19 protein-coding genes and 1 pseudogene are annotated in these 17,227 nt (G+C 36.5%); 2 read left to right on the forward strand and 18 right to left on the reverse strand.

What is annotated here, in order from left to right; genetic code table 11:
• Nucleotides 1-100: 100 nt before the first annotated feature.
• Nucleotides 101-316, reverse strand: a complete 216-nt coding sequence (locus FC77_RS01205; protein WP_054681302.1) for a YneF family protein — start codon at nucleotides 314-316, stop codon at nucleotides 101-103.
• Between the two features lie 68 nt (nucleotides 317-384).
• The gene (locus FC77_RS01210) at nucleotides 385-633 is read right to left on the reverse strand and encodes a DUF896 domain-containing protein (RefSeq protein ID WP_056969699.1); all 249 of its coding nucleotides are present in this window, start codon (nucleotides 631-633) and stop codon (nucleotides 385-387) included.
• 148 nt (nucleotides 634-781) lie between these two features.
• Between FC77_RS01210 and lexA the strand changes: the two genes are divergently transcribed.
• Complete coding sequence (gene lexA, locus FC77_RS01215) at nucleotides 782-1,405, forward strand: transcriptional repressor LexA (RefSeq protein ID WP_054681303.1); 624 nt, start codon at nucleotides 782-784, stop codon at nucleotides 1,403-1,405.
• 48 nt (nucleotides 1,406-1,453) lie between these two features.
• Here the strand turns inward: lexA and FC77_RS01220 are convergent, their stop codons facing one another.
• On the reverse strand, nucleotides 1,454-2,152 hold the full coding sequence (locus tag FC77_RS01220) for an SGNH/GDSL hydrolase family protein (RefSeq protein ID WP_056969701.1): 699 nt from the start codon (nucleotides 2,150-2,152) through the stop codon (nucleotides 1,454-1,456).
• A gap of 1 nt (nucleotide 2,153) precedes the next feature.
• Complete coding sequence (locus tag FC77_RS01225) at nucleotides 2,154-2,807, reverse strand: uracil-DNA glycosylase (RefSeq protein ID WP_056969703.1); 654 nt, start codon at nucleotides 2,805-2,807, stop codon at nucleotides 2,154-2,156.
• A 146-nt stretch (nucleotides 2,808-2,953) separates the two neighbouring features.
• On the opposite strand from FC77_RS01225, the gene FC77_RS07955 reads away from it, so the two are divergent.
• A complete protein-coding gene (locus tag FC77_RS07955; protein ID WP_156171240.1) occupies nucleotides 2,954-3,112 on the forward strand; it encodes a hypothetical protein in 159 nt (52 codons plus the stop codon).
• A 153-nt stretch (nucleotides 3,113-3,265) separates the two neighbouring features.
• Here the strand turns inward: FC77_RS07955 and FC77_RS08450 are convergent.
• The 14 genes and pseudogenes from FC77_RS08450 to rnc all read right to left on the reverse strand — a co-directional run.
• Nucleotides 3,266-3,415, reverse strand: a pseudogene (locus FC77_RS08450) (DUF6176 family protein); the annotation flags it as partial.
• A gap of 185 nt (nucleotides 3,416-3,600) precedes the next feature.
• Complete coding sequence (locus FC77_RS01235; RefSeq protein WP_056969707.1) at nucleotides 3,601-4,365, reverse strand: nucleoside phosphorylase; 765 nt, start codon at nucleotides 4,363-4,365, stop codon at nucleotides 3,601-3,603.
• A 19-nt stretch (nucleotides 4,366-4,384) separates the two neighbouring features.
• Complete coding sequence (locus FC77_RS01240) at nucleotides 4,385-5,152, reverse strand: nucleoside phosphorylase (protein ID WP_056969709.1); 768 nt, start codon at nucleotides 5,150-5,152, stop codon at nucleotides 4,385-4,387.
• 107 nt (nucleotides 5,153-5,259) lie between these two features.
• Nucleotides 5,260-5,607, reverse strand: a complete 348-nt coding sequence (rplS, locus tag FC77_RS01245; protein WP_054681307.1) for a 50S ribosomal protein L19 — start codon at nucleotides 5,605-5,607, stop codon at nucleotides 5,260-5,262.
• A 144-nt stretch (nucleotides 5,608-5,751) separates the two neighbouring features.
• Nucleotides 5,752-6,483, reverse strand: a complete 732-nt coding sequence (locus tag FC77_RS01250; RefSeq protein ID WP_056969711.1) for an SAV1803-related protein — start codon at nucleotides 6,481-6,483, stop codon at nucleotides 5,752-5,754.
• Nucleotides 6,484-6,707: 224 nt separating this feature from the next.
• Nucleotides 6,708-7,430, reverse strand: coding sequence for a tRNA (guanosine(37)-N1)-methyltransferase TrmD (gene trmD, locus FC77_RS01255; RefSeq protein WP_056969713.1), 723 nt, complete (start codon nucleotides 7,428-7,430; stop codon nucleotides 6,708-6,710).
• A complete protein-coding gene (gene rimM / locus FC77_RS01260) occupies nucleotides 7,420-7,935 on the reverse strand; it encodes a ribosome maturation factor RimM (RefSeq protein ID WP_056969715.1) in 516 nt (171 codons plus the stop codon). Before rimM ends, trmD begins: the two co-directional genes overlap by 11 nt.
• A gap of 75 nt (nucleotides 7,936-8,010) precedes the next feature.
• Complete coding sequence (gene rpsP, locus FC77_RS01265; RefSeq protein WP_054681310.1) at nucleotides 8,011-8,283, reverse strand: 30S ribosomal protein S16; 273 nt, start codon at nucleotides 8,281-8,283, stop codon at nucleotides 8,011-8,013.
• 86 nt (nucleotides 8,284-8,369) lie between these two features.
• Nucleotides 8,370-9,797, reverse strand: coding sequence for a signal recognition particle protein (gene ffh / locus FC77_RS01270; protein WP_056969717.1), 1,428 nt, complete (start codon nucleotides 9,795-9,797; stop codon nucleotides 8,370-8,372).
• A gap of 4 nt (nucleotides 9,798-9,801) precedes the next feature.
• Nucleotides 9,802-10,143, reverse strand: a complete 342-nt coding sequence (gene ylxM, locus FC77_RS01275) for a YlxM family DNA-binding protein (protein WP_056969719.1) — start codon at nucleotides 10,141-10,143, stop codon at nucleotides 9,802-9,804.
• Between the two features lie 120 nt (nucleotides 10,144-10,263).
• A complete protein-coding gene (locus FC77_RS01280; RefSeq protein WP_056969721.1) occupies nucleotides 10,264-11,688 on the reverse strand; it encodes a C69 family dipeptidase in 1,425 nt (474 codons plus the stop codon).
• Nucleotides 11,689-11,731: 43 nt separating this feature from the next.
• Nucleotides 11,732-12,907 carry a signal recognition particle-docking protein FtsY gene (gene ftsY, locus FC77_RS01285; RefSeq protein ID WP_056969722.1) on the reverse strand — a complete coding sequence of 392 codons (1,176 nt, stop codon included), beginning with the start codon at nucleotides 12,905-12,907 and terminating at the stop codon, nucleotides 11,732-11,734.
• Nucleotides 12,908-12,909: 2 nt separating this feature from the next.
• Complete coding sequence (gene smc / locus FC77_RS01290) at nucleotides 12,910-16,479, reverse strand: chromosome segregation protein SMC (RefSeq protein WP_056969724.1); 3,570 nt, start codon at nucleotides 16,477-16,479, stop codon at nucleotides 12,910-12,912.
• A gap of 11 nt (nucleotides 16,480-16,490) precedes the next feature.
• Nucleotides 16,491-17,177: a ribonuclease III gene (rnc, locus tag FC77_RS01295; RefSeq protein ID WP_056969726.1), complete on the reverse strand. Its 687-nt coding sequence runs from the start codon at nucleotides 17,175-17,177 to the stop codon at nucleotides 16,491-16,493.
• Nucleotides 17,178-17,227: the final 50 nt, after the last annotated feature.

A 17,227-nucleotide genomic window follows, 5' to 3' on the forward strand; every position in this document is an offset into this window, starting at 1 on the left:
AATGATTCGGTTCATAAAGCTAAACTTTCGTCAATGTCTTAACTTAATGACATTGAAGATATCCTCCCGTTCCTTTAATTTATACCTTTAAAGAAAAAAGCTACTTATGGTGTTTCATCATGTTCATAACTTGATTAACCTTTTTGGCAGAAGGTTTTTGTCCCATTTGTGACATCATAGCAACAATCATATCTTCACTAATTGGGGGATTATCTTTGAAATATTTCTTCATATAAGCTCTTGCACCATAAAAGCCACCAACGAGCCCTAATAAGAGTGCAATAATAATTAAAACGATTGCCAGTACCATATTCATAAAATAAAACCTCCATTTAATCAATACTTCTATGTTACCTAAATTTAAAAAGCTTTTAAAGCTTTAATTTAATCTTTTCGCAAACCTTTTTTTCTTTGTGCCCTTTTAGCTTTTTCAGAGGTAACCTCATTGCCGTTCTTATCAAGAACTACCGTATCCTCAAGTTGTTGTTTAAAACCAGACCGAAAATTCTCAATAAACTTTTTGTGTAATTTCTTACGTTCATCTTTTTCATCATCGGTTAATCCTTCATTTTCTTTTTTATGATAAAGTTCATTAATCCGATTAAGCATCTTTTTTTCTTCATTTTTATCCATTTTTTGCACCTCACACTTAAAAACTAGTCTACAATATTTACTTAAATAAAAAAAGTATAGTTATACAGAACATTTGTTTGCTAACCCCGACAATTTTTGTTAAACTTAGTGCATAGACAATACAAGTGATAAATAATGGAGTGAAACTATGAATAATAACCATGATTCAAAACAAATAGAAATTTTACGGTATATTTATGAAACCGTTGAAAACAGGGGGTTCCCTCCTACTGTCCGTGAAATTTGTGCGGCGGTTCACCTGTCATCCACTTCAACTGTTCATGGCCACCTTTCTCGGCTTGAACGAAAAGGTTTATTAATCAAAGACGCAACTAAACCCCGTGCAATCGAAGTAACTAAGAAAGGTAAAGAAGTCTTAGGAATCAAACCAAAAGAAATTCCTGTCGTTGGCGACGTTACTGCCGGCCAACCAATTCTAGCCGTAGAAGATATCGAGGACTACTTCCCACTCCCACCTGATCTCGGTACCGATACAAGTGACTTATTCATGTTAAAAGTTCATGGTGAAAGTATGATTAATGCCGGTATTCTAAACGGTGATAATGTTATCGTTAGAAAACAAAGCACTGCTAACAACAGCGAAATTGTGGTTGCAATGACAGACGAAAACGAAGCCACTATCAAGCGCTTTTATAAAGAGAAGGGACATTATCGCTTACAACCTGAAAACGATACTATGGCTCCAATTATCCTGCCTAACGTACATATTTTAGGTAAAGTAGTTGGATTGTATCGAAACAGTATCAATTAGTTTTTATAATTAGATCATTTGCTAGAATCAAAATTGATTCTAGCTCTTTTATTTTGCAAATATTTCTGTTAGTTTTCTTTCAAAAACCGGCAGCCATTTATCGCGGTAACCTGCTCTGGTGGGATTAATCTCATCAATCATATAAAGACTGTCCTGATTTTTAAATTCTGGATTATGGTATAAATCTAACACCGTAATTCCTAATTTTGGAGCTAATTTATTTATCTGGTTAACCAGGCGGTCATAAGTGGGATCAGTAAAAAAGGAATTGGTGTAAAGCAAAATTGGACAATGCCATTCTTTCTGGGCAGTGGTGACAATATACTTTAAATCTGAAACAGTATTACCTTTCGAAATTTGCATAGTAAACAATTCTGGTTTAGGTTCCTTGAGTTCATCCTTAAATCGGCTTAAATATGATTCAGCGTGGCTAACACTATCAGCGTCTTTAATAGCAGCGACACCATCCCTTTTCCAGAGATAATCAACAAAACTCTCACCCAACGCACCAAAGCCAAAAGTAACTGAAGAACCAAAAAAGAGAATCTTTTTACCCATTAATGGACTTTTTCTGGTATTAATGCGGTTAAGACTGTACTTCTTAGCATTTCCAGGCAGATATGCATAATCAGAGTAAAAGCGTTGGTTTAATGGATGATCATCTAGATCAGCCCGCAATTCGTCCAACGCTATATCAGATAAATCATCATTTTGCTTAATCGGAATCAAAAAGGTTTCATTGCTCATTTTATTTTTTAGCCTCTTTATGTAAATAAGGCTTAATTGAAAGCCAATCTTCTTTTATATCGTTCGCTAACTTTCTATTATAGAAGACTGCAGCCGGATGATATTGGAAAAACACTGTATATTTTTGCTTTGACCAAACATAATCATCTTCCTTATCATTTAATTGTAAAATTGAGGTATTTTTAACGACTTTGCCATGTTCCTGTGAAATACTGTGTCCAGGACCTAAAAGCCGCTTTATGGCAGTACCACCAACAGCTACAATTAACTTAGGCTTAACATGTTTAATCTCATAATCAAGAAATGGTGCATGCGCAAAAATTTCTTTCTTGGTTGGTTTCCGATTAGGATATTTAATTACTTCTTTATTTTCTCGTTTACTGAAAACTTTTTTAATGGCATAAGGACGGCTTCTAACAACACTAGTGATATAAACGTCGCTTCGCTTTAAGCCGATTAAAGCTAAAGACTTCATAAGCTCCTTACCAGAACTACCATGAAAAGGGATGTGCGATTGAATTTCTTTACGGCCGGGAGCTTCACCTACAATCATTAACGCTGGGGATTTTGGTCCAGCTCCTTCGTTGATACCTTCTAGTTTCATACCACGAGATCTTTGTTTAACTTTTGAAATTAAATCATTTGGATATTTCATCTATTTTTACTCAACAATTCATTCTTATTAAAATTATAATAATGCAATATATTCAAGATTGTAGATTATCAGTATTTGTAAGCGCTAACTCAATTAGGTGTATAATATAAGTGAAGAATAGAATATTTACAAATGGAGTGATTACTATGTTAGCCGCAATGAATATAGCTTCCGTAAGCTTTATAGTTTTAATCGTTGTTGTATTACTGGGGGTTGTATTGTACGAAGTTGGTTTACTTCACACAGAAGCAGAAAATGCTGGTATCCCATTTCATACTTTTATAAAGAATCTATTCAAATTTTAAACCGAAAAGTCATCAACTATTGTTGGTGGCTTTTTTCTTCCTTAGAAATAACATTTTGTAATTGTGGAGCTAACAATTCTACTTGAGGAATAAGATCTTCTTGTAGTCCTAAATCTTTAGGCCTAGTTTCCGTATCAATACATTCTCAATTACTTCCTTAAATATATCTTCAACATACATCCGTTCTCCCGCCATTGTTGCCACAGTTTCTTGATGATGTTGATTTAAGAAATTCATCCATTCTTGAACTTTTTTCTCTTTACCCTTTTTTACCTTAAATCTACTTAATTCGACTTTTACCATATTTAAATTTCACCTTATTAGCTTGTAATTCTTAAAAAGCTTTCCACATACATTATTAATTTAAAATTCACAAATAATTTTAGCTTTTTTAGTAAATATTCTTTAGTACAACAGTATTTTATTTTTAGATTGTGAAAAATAATAATGTTTCATATCAGTTCCACGGCAAATAATTTCACAAACTATCAGTGGATATTTTTCAAAACATTAATTGCTAAATTCATAACTTTAATTTGCGAACTTACTCCCCAATCGCGTTCATTGTCGGTATCAAGGTCATTCAGCGAATCAGCGGTAAACAATATTTGGGCAAAATATACATGCCGAAATTGTGCACAAGCCACCATCGCAGCACACTCCATCTCAACGGTAGAAGCTCCTAATTTTTTAGCTTGTTGAACCTTTGCTGGCGTCTCTCTAAAAGACCCGTCCGTGGTCCAAGTCATAATTTCTTCAACTTTGTAATGCATACTTTTCATTGCTTTTTCTACTTTGGTTAAAAAAGTAGACCTCAAATCAACGTAATTTGACCTTGCTAGATAGTGAAAAGATGTACCTTCATCCCTAATTGCTTTTATTGGTACTAAGAAATAATTTTCAGGAATAGCGGTTAATACCCCGGCTGATCCAATCGCCAAAACTTGTTTAACACCATAAGCAATTAACCAATCAAGTAATTGAGTGGCTGCAGGAGCTCCTAAAGGTGCTTGGCATAACGTAAATTTTGCACCAGCTATTTTAATTTCAAAAATTTTGGGATTAAAAGAAATACATAAAAATTCCCCAATAACTTTATGCTGATATTTTTGTAAAAATTTTTGAATTGAGTCATCCGGAACAAACGCGTACAACAATTTTCTAGGGAAATGATAATCTTTTTGCTCATGATTTGGTTCTAAAACTGCCCTTGAATTAGAATCAAAATCTACTAAAAATGGTTCTTTCATAATTTATCCTTTGTACTTAAATTTATTTATCAGTTAAATTAATTAAAATATTGGCTGCTAAATCCATAACTCTAATGTGCGAATTGTTTCCCCAGCCACGATCATCATGGACATTAAGATCATTCAAAGAATCAGCTGTAAACAATATTTGTGCAAAATTTATATGCCGAAATTGGGCACAAGCTGCCATAGCAGAACATTCCATTTCAACTGTAGAAGCACCTAACTTTTTAAATTGAGCAACTTTAGCAGGAGTTTCCCTAAAGAAACCATCGGTTGACCAAGTCATAACCTCTTTAACTTTAAAGTGCATTTCAACCATCTGATTCTCAATTTCCTGTAAATAGGATGATTTTAAATCAACAAAGTTAGAACTTGGCAAATAGTGAAAGGATGTACCTTCATCACGAATTGCTTTAGTTGGAATTAAGAAATAATTTTCAGGAATATCAGTCAGGACACCAGCTGAACCAATCGCTAAAATTTGCTTAACGCCATAAGCAATTAACCAATCAAGTAATTGGGTAGCTGCTGGTGCTCCTAACGGTGCTCGGCACAAAGTAAATTTTTCATTTTTTATTTCAACTTCGTAAATTTTTGGACTGAAAGAAACACTTAGAAATTGTCCAATAACCTTATGACGATACTTTTTTAAGAAATTTCTGAGAGACTTAGGTGGTATAAAAGCATAAAGCAGTTTCTTAGGAAAATGATAATCTTTCTTCTCATAATCTGGATTTAAAACTGCCTTAGGTTCGGGATCAAAATCTAATATAAATGATTTATTCATATTTACCACCTTCTATTCGCTAATAATTTATTTCTAAAGAGTTTACCACAATAAACAAAAAAGAACCATCTTTTTCAAGATGGTTCCCTTTCCTTTCGACGTCAGAATTAACGACGTGATTCTGCAATTCTTGCAGACTTACCATGACGTTCACGTAAGTAGTAAAGCTTAGCACGACGTACACGACCATGACGCAAAACGTCAACTTTGGCAACACGTGGGTCGTTAACTGGGAAGGTACGCTCTACACCAACACCTGAAGTAATTCTACGAACAGTGTAAGTTGCAGCAATACCTGTACCCTTCTTCTTAATTACGACACCTTCGAACATCTGAATATGTTCGTGAGTACCTTCAACAACGCGTACGTGGACACGAATAGTATCACCTGCACGGAATTTAGGAATATCGTCACGAATTTGATCTTTTGTCAATTCTTGAATTAATGGATCCATAATTTTTCTCCTTCTTCGGCATTCTTACACATACCTATGTCAGCGGAATACCCCTAATTATTTTGTGGCTCTACACCACACTTTTTTAATTTTAGCAAAGAAACACTATTGAATCAAGATTTATCTAGATCAACTTTAATTTTTTCAATCTAATTTTTTACCTAAAAGGGTTTCATACTTATTAGTCTTAATTAAAATTTCTTTATAATCTTTATCTAATTTCCCATTTTCATCTTTTAAAATTGTCCTGTTGTTTTTTCGATCTCGTTTCAGTAAAGTTTCTTTTGGTGTTAATTTCGATGATGTAGATTTTTTATCTTGTTTCGACAAATTATTTTCAGGAGAATTTCCCAATGATTCAATAAAATCATAAAAAATAGATAATAATTTAATAAATTCTTCCTTTGTATCAAGATCTGAAGGATCCACATATTTGTCTCGAATTCTCCCCTTTATTCCCAAATACCCATCAAATCCTAAATCAATTCTAGGATAATTTTCTTTCACAATAAGTAAATGCAATATAGCGTGTTCTATCAAATTACAATATACCAAATTTTTCGGTTTTTGATATTTGAAACCATGGTCAGATTCTTTAGGGCAATCTTCAAAAGCGCCATCTATAGCATTTACACTATTTAAATTAGGATATTCATTTTCACCCTTATGATGTATATCCCACCCCTTTTGTCTATTTTCAAAATTCCTTTCTCTTACTATATTATTAGTTCTATAATTATCCGAAAAATGATTTTTATATGAAATAGGATGAAAATACGATTTTTTAACATTTCCATGTGCCTTTAGTTTCTTAAAATAATCCTCATACGAACACTTGTCTAACACATTTTTATAAATACTAACACTACTAAGCATTATTAATTCCTTGAAAAAATCAAAATAAATAAAATATATTATTACATAAACACTTATATTTATATATTATCCTCTCTAAATTTTGAGCTTTCAAGCCTTATTTCAAGCGTTCAAACGGCTCCAGAGCGATTTGTATAATCAAAAAAGGCGAGCTTATAAAGCTCGCCTATACATTCATAAATTTATTATTAACTTATACTTTAGTTATTAATATACTTTTAAAACTATTTATCTTCTTCAGATTTAATTTCTTCCAGCATTTTCTTCTCTTCAGTATTTAAATTATAATTCTTTAACATATCTGGCCGATATAAGTACGTTGCTTTCAATGCTTCTTTATGCCGCCAACGATCGATCTTTTGATGGTTACCAGAAGTCAATATTTCTGGTACCTTTTTCCCTTCGAAATCCTCAGGCCGAGTATACTGCGGATACTCTAACAACCCATGAGAGAAACTCTCCTCTACAGGAGAAACAGTATTACCCAAGATACCTGGAATTAGCCGCACGGTAGCGTCAATCATACTCATAGTTGGCAGTTCCCCACCAGTTAAGACGTAATCACCAATTGAGACAGCTTCATCGGCTAAATCATAAACCCGTTGATCAAATCCTTCGTAGTGACCACAGATAAAGGTCAATTCTTTTTCTTTAGACCATTCCTGGGCCTTTTTTTGGTTAAAAGTCGCACCTTGTGGAGCCGTAATGATTACCTTTCCTTTCGATGGAAGTGAATCCAGCGCCTTCTTAATCGGCATAACCTGGAGTACCATCCCTGCGCCACCGCCATATGGTGAGTCATCAACATGGTGGTGAACATCAGTAGTAAATTTTCTAAAGTTAACTAAGTTCAGTTCCCATTTACCATCTTCAAGGCCCCTACCCAACATCGAAGTCTTCAACGGTGTAAACATATCAGGAAAAAGGGTTAAAATGTTAATCTTCATCGCGTAATCCCTCTAATAACTTCACATAAACTTTTTTATTAGCAACGTCTACTTTTTTAACAACGTCTGGAATATATGGAATCAAATATTCTTTACCCGATTGCTCAGTTACTTGCCAGACATCATTGGCCCCAAGAGACTGAATGTCAGTAATCGTGCCAATTTTTTCTCCAGATTCAGCGTCAATAACCGTACTATTCAAAATATCACGGTAATAGTAACTGCCTGCAGGCAATTTTTGCTGATTTTCTTGGCTAACCACCAAAATCTTATCTTTAAGTTCACTAGCTTCTTCAACGGTCGTAATCTCTTTGAATTGGACTAACCAGAATTGCTTAAAAGGCCGCCCCTTTTCAACCGTCAATACCTTGTCTTCATTGTCTTTTAAAGATAGTTTTGCATTAGCCGCAAAACGTTCTTTAGGAAAATCTGTAATTAACGCTACTTTAACTTCACCATTTAAACCATGTGTAGATAAAATACGTGCTACATCATAAAATTGCATTTTTTCTCCCTACGAAATCTAAGTAAGAAAAAAAGTTTGAAGCTACCCACTTCAAACTTTTAAAGTATTTTTTAATTACTTATTTTTCTTTGATTCGTGCAACTTCTTCATTAAGCCGGCGTTGGAAAGAAGTGATCTAACAGTTTCTGAAGGTTGTGCACCTTTCTTAAGCCAATTAAAGATTTCACCTTCATTAAGCTTCAATTGCTTTGGTTGTGAAACTGGATTATAGTAACCAACTTCTTCGATAAAGCGGCCATCACGAGGCATTCTTGAATCTGCAACAACGATTCTATAGAATGGCTTTCTCTTGGCACCCATACGGTGCATACGAATTTTTACTGACATAAATTAATTTCCTCCTAAAACTTAACGATGATTAATATACCATTTTTCAAATAAGCTGTAAAGTGTTTTTACTTAACACTTGCTTTTTAAGAGTGGAACCTCTTAATCTTCATCCGCTTCTTCTTGTTCTTCTTAAAGCGTTTGTTCATATGCCGCATGGCCATTTTGCCCATAGGCGTATTCATACCGGGGAGGTTGCCCATGCCTTTCATGTTGCCCTTAGTAACCTTATTCATCATGTCTCGGGCTTGTTTGAATTGTTTGATCATCCGGTTAACTTCAACTACCGGACGACCGGATCCTGCAGCAATTCGTCGTCTTCTACTCGGCTTTAAAATATCCGGATCTTCACGTTCCTGTTCAGTCATAGAAGAAACAATTGCCTTAACATGGGCAATTTGCTTTTTATCAATACTTACATTCTTCAACTGAGGATTATTAGCCATACCTGGGATCATCTTCATAATCTGATCCAGTGGCCCCATCTTTTGTACCTGATCCAGCTGGTCAACGAAGTCATTGAAATCGAAGGTATTTTCCTTCATCTTTTCAGCTACTTTGGCTGCTTTCTTTGCGTCGTAATCCTGCTGGGCTTTTTCAATCAAAGTCAGCATATCACCCATGCCAAGAATTCTTGAAGCCATCCGGTCTGGGTGGAAGTTTTCCAGGTCAGATAACTTTTCACCCTCACCGGTATAAATAATCGGCTTACCGGTAACAGCCCTAATTGAAAGTGCGGCACCACCACGGGTATCGCCATCAAGTTTAGTTAAGACAATACCAGTGATATCTAAACGTTGATCAAAGCCCTTAGCTACATCAGTTGCAGCCTGTCCCGTCATCGCGTCGACTACCAAAAGAATGTTATCAGGTTGGGCAACCTTCTTAATTCTTTCCAGTTCTTCCATTAACGGCTCATCAATTTCCAGCCGGCCGGCTGTATCGATAATTACATAATCATTTTTATCTTTATCGGCCTGTGCCAACCCATCTTTAACAATCTTAGCAACGTCTTTTTCATTTGCTTCACTATATACCGGAACCTTTAATTTATCACCGATCTGCTTAAGCTGATCAACGGCGGCAGGACGGTAAATATCGCCCGCGATTAAAAGTAGCCGAGCATTCTCTTTTTTCTGTAAATGATAGGCAAGTTTACCAACCGTGGTAGTCTTACCGGTACCTTGCAGACCAACCATCATGATAACAGTTGGGATATGCTTGGATTTATTTAAGCCAACCGCGGTTTCACCCATCATTTTAGTTAACTCATCGTTAACTATTTTAATGACCTGCTGGCCCGGATTTAGACTCTCCTGAACTTCCTTGCCTAATGCTTCCTTCTTAATCTTCTTGATGAAGTCTTTTACAACTTTAAAGTTAACATCGGCTTCTAACAGTGCAAGGCGGATCTCACGGCTCGCCTTGTTAATATCATCTTCTGATATTTTCCCTTTGCCAGTTAAATTTTTTAATGCTTTTTGAATTCTTTCACTTAAATTTTCAAAAGCCATTGGGTTATTCTCCCCTCATTTGATTTAATAATTTTTTGATACTGCTTCTAGTTTGCTTAATTTTATTTTGCCCGGCAGATTGATAAATTTGAACTAATTCGGATTCAATCTTATTATAGTCCCTCTGCATATGGAGTTTTGCTTCGTACTTTTCTAATAACCTGCTCGACCGACGCAAATTATCATAGACGGCTTGCCGCGAAACCTTATGATTAGCGGCAATCTCACCTAAAGAATAATCGTTATAATAATAATCTTCAAAGTAAGCTTGCTGCCCCTCTGTCAAAAGCGTTCCGTAATATGCGTACAAATCGCCAAGTTTTTCATTTTTTTCAAGTTCATCCATTAAGTTCCACCTTGAACCAGTATAGCAAAAAAGCGGTTGGTTGACGATTAGCCAGCACCAATTTATTTGATAAAAAATCCAGCTAGAAATCTAGCTGGACATTTTGATAGCAACTGTTAATTAAAGGTTAGCATCCATATTAAAAGTTAACTTTGACATATTGATTGAATCGATCATCATTTGACCCCAAAGCTTTTCAGTCTTCGTACGTGTATAAGCAACAGTCTTTTGATTTTCTTTGGTAAGGTAATCGGTCAATCCTTTACCAGACTTGTTGCCAGCATTCTTAGTAATCTCAGCAACACGGGTACGGTAATACTGGTTAAGGTCAGTCAGATAAGTAATATCAAGTTGAACAAATTGTGGGTAATGGCTTTCAACCAAAGCAGCAAATGACTTGTAATACCACCAAGCGTCCTTCATGTTATATTCCATTGAAGTATTGTTATATGAAGGATCGGTATCATTCATGTTAGCAAAGAACGGAACGTATGGTGTGAATGCTGGGCCACCAATACATAGCCACATGATAGCAGCCTCATCTTCAGGAACGCCATTTCTAATTTGTAAGATATGTGAATTTTGAGTTCTGTTTAAACCAATTGGACGATAACGGTGCTTTTCTTCATCAGTACCCTTGCCAAATGGATCATATGGTGTGTCTTGGTAGTGACTGCCCAAGACAAATTCAACATCCTCTTTAGCAATCTTCTTGGAAGCTTTGCGAATGAATGGTAAATCACCATCTTGTGGGTCTTGTTCAATTTCAGGATTGAAGTACTTTTGACCGTACCAAACCCGGTTAGTGTTGTAATGTCGGTCTTGTTCAGTATAAGTACCGAAAATGTGCCGGAAGTTCCAGCCTTCATGATCAGTATTTAAGTGGTGTTCATCAACGAATTCACGAATACCGTCACTCCACATAAAGTTATCGGGATCATTGAAATCAACCTGTTCAATTGAAACCCGGTTAGCTGCAACGGCATAAGAATCATCTGGAATTCTTTGTGCTACCCAGTGGTGACCGGTAACAATTTCCATGTACCAGATATCATTCTTGTCGCTAAATAATACTGAGTTACCAGCTGGTGAACCATACCTAGCAATAAGTTTGCCCAAATATTTAACACCATCTTTAGCAGAATGAATATAAGGAAGGACAACGGTTTGCATACAATCCTCATCGAGGCCATCTTTAACAAGTGGGTCAAAGGCCAAAGCACGCTCATTGCCGTAAGTTGATTCAGTACATGACATAGCAACATTCTCTTGGTTAATACCACTTTCGTCATAATAACCACGGTGTTTATAGTCAACGTTAGGAACAGCAGACACAGCCTGTGCATTTTCTGGTAAATCCATCTTAAATTTATTCAACCATGACTTAATCTTACGTCCCTTTTCACCCTTAGCAGCTGGTTCAATAATGAATCTCTGCGGGGTAATTGGACTAAAGGTATCATCGTTACGGGCAACCATAGTTGAGCCGTCAATTGAGGCTTTTTTGCCAACTAAAACAGTTGTACAAGCGCTATATTCTTTCATAATTTTCTCCTTATAAAAAATACCTATTAAACTCACTTTAACACTAGACTAAGCCATGGAACAAGCCAATGGCATAACTAGCCGCATCAAAGTCAGCTAGATCACCGGCTTTTTCACCTAAACCAACCAGCTTAACGGGCAGTTTCATCTCATTGCGGATTGCAAGCACAACCCCACCTTTAGACGAGCCGTCTAGCTTAGTCAACACTAAACCGGTCAGCTTAGTAGTTTTATCAAAATCTTTTGCTTGAAGCAGCGCATTTTGTCCGGTGGAGCCATCCAAAACAAGCAGGGTTTCAGTGGGTTGATCTGGCAATAGTTTCTTAATAGTTCGCTGGATCTTTTCCAATTCATTCATTAAATTCTTCTTGTTTTGAAGACGTCCAGCGGTATCTACTAAGAGGTAATCAGCTTTTTCTTTAATAGCACGTTGAGTTGCGTCATAAACAACTGAAGCCGGGTCTGCCTGAGCTTTTCCTGTGACTACCGGAACACCGACACGTTTGCCCCATGCTTCAAGTTGTTCAACGGCCCCAGCCCTAAAAGTATCAGCCGCAGCCAAAAGCACTGATTTGCCTTGATCCTTAAAGCGCTTGGCTAACTTACCAATTGTGGTAGTCTTACCTGCACCGTTAACACCAACAAAGAGGTAAACATTTGGTTTATCATCTGGACGATAAATTAACTTCTCATCCTCAGAATTACCGTTTTTGTCATACAAATCAACTAACTTTTGAACGATTACCTGCTTTAATTCATCTCGTGATTTAGCCTTTTTTAATTTAGCCTCATCGCGCAGTTCATCCGTTAATTCTTCAGCCGTCTCGTAGCCAACATCAGATTCAATCAATAATTCTTCTAAATCATCAAAAAAGTCCTCATCAACCGTTCTAAATTGAGCAAAGAATTTATTTAAACGAGCTCCAAAGCCTTTATTTGTCTTTTCAAGCCCTTTTTCATAAAGCTCAGTTTTATCTTGCTTTTCAGTCTTATCCTCTGATTCTGACCCAGAATTAGCTTCTGTTACTTGCTCATCATCTGTTTTAACAGAAGAATTTTGATCGGATTCCGCAGATTTATCTTCTGTTTTATTCTCCTTATTATCCGGATTATCTGCTTTTTCTTCAGTTTCAGATCCTTGCTTTTCTTTAGCTTGATCATCTTTATCTACACTTTTTTCACCAAAAAGTGATTTTTTGATTTTATCAAATAAACCCAATCTTACTTCACCTCATTTTTATTCTTTATCTCTTTTAATGATACTGAAAGAACTTGCGACACACCAGATTCTTGCATGACCACACCATAGAGCTGATCCGCCTGTTCCATCATTCCCCGCCTATGCGTAATTACGATAAATTGCGTATGCATATCATATTTCTTCAAAAATTGTGCAAAACGGGTAACGTTCGCGTCATCCAGGGCTGCTTCAACTTCATCGAGTACACAAAATGGGACTGGCTTCACTTTCAGCATTGCAAAAAGCAGCGTAATTGCTGTTAAAGCACGCTCCCCACCGGAAAGTAAACTTAAGCGCTGCAGCTTTTTACCAGGCGGTTGAGCGATAATTTCAATCCCCGTATTGAGCATATCATCTGGATCCGTTAAAACAAGTTTGGCATTCCCACCGCCGAAAACAACTGGGAACAGCTCAGTAAAACTCTTCGCAACTGCAGCGAAAGTTTTACTGAAACGCGTTTTAACTTCATTATCAAGCTCAACCATAGATCTTTTCAGGTTATCTCGTGCCTTAAGTAAGTCATTTTGCTGACCATTTAAAAAATCGTACCGTTTTTTAACGTCATCATATTCGCCGATAGACTTCAAGTTAACCGGACCAATATCCGCAATCGACATGCGGTGCAGCTTAACACTCTTCTTCAGTTTTTTACGATTATCTTCGTCATTCTTCCCTTCAGCCTGTGACAAAGCGGCTTCATAGGTTAATGAATAATCGGAACTAAGTGTATCAAGCCGTTGGTTGATCGCGCTAGAATACTTAGTTATCTGAACAGAAAAATCTTCTTGTTCAACTGCCGCATCCTTGCGTAAATCATAATTTCGACTGGCAACTTGGTCCAGTTGGTTAATCTTTGCATCAAACTGCCCTAGCTTAGAACTAAGCTCATTTAACTTTTTCTGTAAAGAATCCCGTTTATCAGCAAGTTGTGTTTTTTCTTTCCGTAAATCAGCTTTTTTCTGAGAAGAAATTTCGCCACTATGATTAATGGTAGATAATTTAGCATTTAAATTATTAATTTGATCTTTATTATCTTGAAGTTTCTTTTCTCTTTCCTGCTTTTGGTTAAGCAGGTTTTCCAATTTATTAGAATAAACGGCAATTTTAGGATCTAAATCTGACAATTTAGCCTGTACTTTTTTATTTAAGGAAGTAAAGTTTTGAATCCTTTCTTGAACTTCTTTAATGTTGCTTTTTTGTTCTGTACCCTTCTTAGCAAGCTCATCTTTTTTATTTTCAGCTTCAGAAATTTGCTTCTTAAGCTTAAGTATTTGTTGCTCTCTTTCTTGCTTATGAGATTCAAATAACTTATTAGCGTCGCTGAGACGCTTAACCTCTTTTTCCTGATTCTGATAAGAAAGAACTGCTTCTCCTAAATTTTGGTTAATTTTTTGAATATTTTTATTGACTTTGCTTAATTTAGCGGAAAGGTTATCATCTTTGTCGACTAAAGTATTTAAGTTAGCCTGATCCTCACTTAATTGTGACTTTAATTGCTTAATCTGTTTCTTAAGCTGGGTAATTTCAGCTGCAGTTTGCAGAGGAGAATTATTTCTTTGGTTACGCACACCACCAGTCATTGAACCACCTGGAGAAATCACATCCCCATCCATGGTTACGATCCGATAGCGCCCGATTCTGCGTGAAATCTGCAGAGCATTATCAATTGTATCAACAATAATGGTGCTTCCAAGCAAATAAGTTATGGCTGCACTAATATCCTGCTTAGCCTCACTACTTACCAGATCGCTGGCAATTCCCTTAAAACCTTTAAAGGATTTCAACGTAATCACCGTTGAGCGCGGAATCCGATACTGCCTTAAACCATCCAGTGGCAAAAAGGTTGCCCGGCCTGCATGGTTCCTTTTCAGCCGATTAATTGCGTCCCTTGCACGACCACGTGACTCAGTAACTAAATCCTGAACACCACCGCCTAGTGCTGTAGTCATTGCAGCTTCAAGCTCTATTGGAAAAGTAATAAGCTCTCCCACAGCTCCAATAACTCCAGGATATTCATCTAAATTATTTAAAACGTTTCTAACACCGTAATAATAGCCTTCGTGACGCTTACGGATATTTTCAAGGGCGTTATAGCGGGCACTAATCTGCTGCAAGTGATTCCTGCCTTGCGCAACCGTCTGCCGTAAATGATTTAAATCAGCTTGAGCTTTCTCATGCTTATCCTTTAATTCGGACAGTTCAGCCCGTTCCTTTTTACGTTTAGCAGTTAAAGTTTTGCCTTGCACACTTAATTGTTCCAGATTAGCAGAAGCTTTTTGCAGCTGCTGGGCAACATCATTATTCTGATAACTACTGTCATCTTGGGTCCGTTTCAATTCAGACTTTAAATAGACAATTTGATTATTATTAGAGGTCTGATCTTGCAACAATTGAATATAGTCATTACGCAAGTCCTCTAACTTTTTATTTAATTGGTCTGGATCTTCATTCAGTTGAGTAACTAATTTATTCTTCTGCCTCTTGAGCTCATCCTGCTTTTGCTGTAAATCCTGTTCTTTCTGATTAAAAGCAGTTAATTCGTCTTGAACGGTTTTAATTTGCTTCTTTAATTCTGCTAATTCATCCCGATACTCGGTTTTAGTTGCTTCATCAAACTGCTTTGATTGCTCGGCTACTTGCAGATTGGTATTCAATTCAGACAGTTTTTTTGTCAAAGCCAGCAAGTCATTTTGGATTGTATCCCGTTGTTCGCCTAACTGCTTATATTCTGCCCTTTTAGCAACAACGGCACTTTTTGATTCCTTAACCTCACTATCAAGTTTTGACAAAAGAACCTGATTCTTATCAGCCTTTGCCTGAACAGCTTCTTTTTTATGATTCAGATCTTCAATTTCAAAAGCAAGCAGGGTCTTTAATTTTTGGTCAAGACCCGACTTTTGAAACTTATATTCTTTTGCTAAAGAACTCTGCTCATGTAAAGGTTCAATCCTTTTTTCTAATTCTTTAACTAAGTCATTAATTCTAACTAAATTATCGTTAGTCTTATCAAGTTGACCCTCAGCTGCCTCTTTTTGCTTCTTAAAATGCAATACGCCGGCTGCTTCTTCAAAGAGGCTACGCCGGTCTTCTGGACGTGAATTCAGGATTTGATCCACTCGTCCCTGCGAAATTATTGCCAAACTATTCTGAGAAATTCCTGAATCTAAGAAAAGGGCACGCACGTCACGTAAACGAACGGTTTGCTTATTAATCAAGTACTCACTGTCACCAGAACGCAGAATTTGTCTGCTTATTGCTACTTGATCACTATCGCAACTTAATTCGTGCTTTTTATTATCAAAAATCATGGTGACTTCAGCGCGGTTGGCGGGCTTGCGAAATTCACTACCAGCAAAAATAACGTCTTTCATGTTAGAACCACGAAGTGATTTAGCACTTGATTCTCCCATTACCCAACGGATAGCCTCTGTAATATTACTTTTACCACTACCATTAGGACCGACAATTCCGGTGATTCCGTTATTAAAATGAATAGTTGTTTTTTCAGCGAATGATTTGAAACCATCAATGACTAATTCTCTTAATGGCACACACCCACCTCCTAATCGAGTTTATCTAAGGCCGCTTTAGCTGCTTGTTGTTCAGCCGCTTTTTTATTATGTCCTTCTCCTTTAGATTCAACCTTGTGGTTTATTTTTAATTCAACTACAAACTTGGAAGGAAGTTGCGATTCACTAACAACGTTATATTCAATTGCTACTGGGCCACCTTGCTGCAGAAATTCCTGGAGGTCAGTCTTGTAATCTCTGGAGGCATCAAATTCTCCCTCATCAATTTGCGGATAAACGGTTAAATGTAGAAAATGCTGAACAGAACTCATTCCCTGGTCTAAGAAAAGGGCGCCGTTAAAAGCTTCAAAAACATCTTCTAGCAAAGTTTTTCTGGAACGTGCCCCAGCCTTTTCTTCACCGTGGCCTAAATTAATTTCATTTTGAAAGCCACACTGAAAGGCAAACTTTGAGAATCCCGCGGTATCAACTATATTTGACCTTAAACGGGTTAATTGCCCTTCATTTAATTTGTTAAAATGCCGGTACAAATAATCTGAAACAGCCAATTCAAGGACGGCATCCCCCAAAAATTCCAATTTTTCATAATCGCGAATTCCATCGTGTGGATGTTCATTTGAATAAGAAGAGTGGGTAAATGCTTCTTCTAATAACTTTTCATTATGAAATTTAACTCCATATTTTGTATCTAATTTTTTAATAAATTTTGTACTAACCATCTTCACTGCCCTCTCACAACTATTAATTATAACAGTTTTAAGCCTATAAA

This window comes from Lactobacillus acetotolerans DSM 20749 = JCM 3825 (assembly GCF_001436775.1).
Lineage (GTDB): Bacteria > Bacillota > Bacilli > Lactobacillales > Lactobacillaceae > Lactobacillus > Lactobacillus acetotolerans.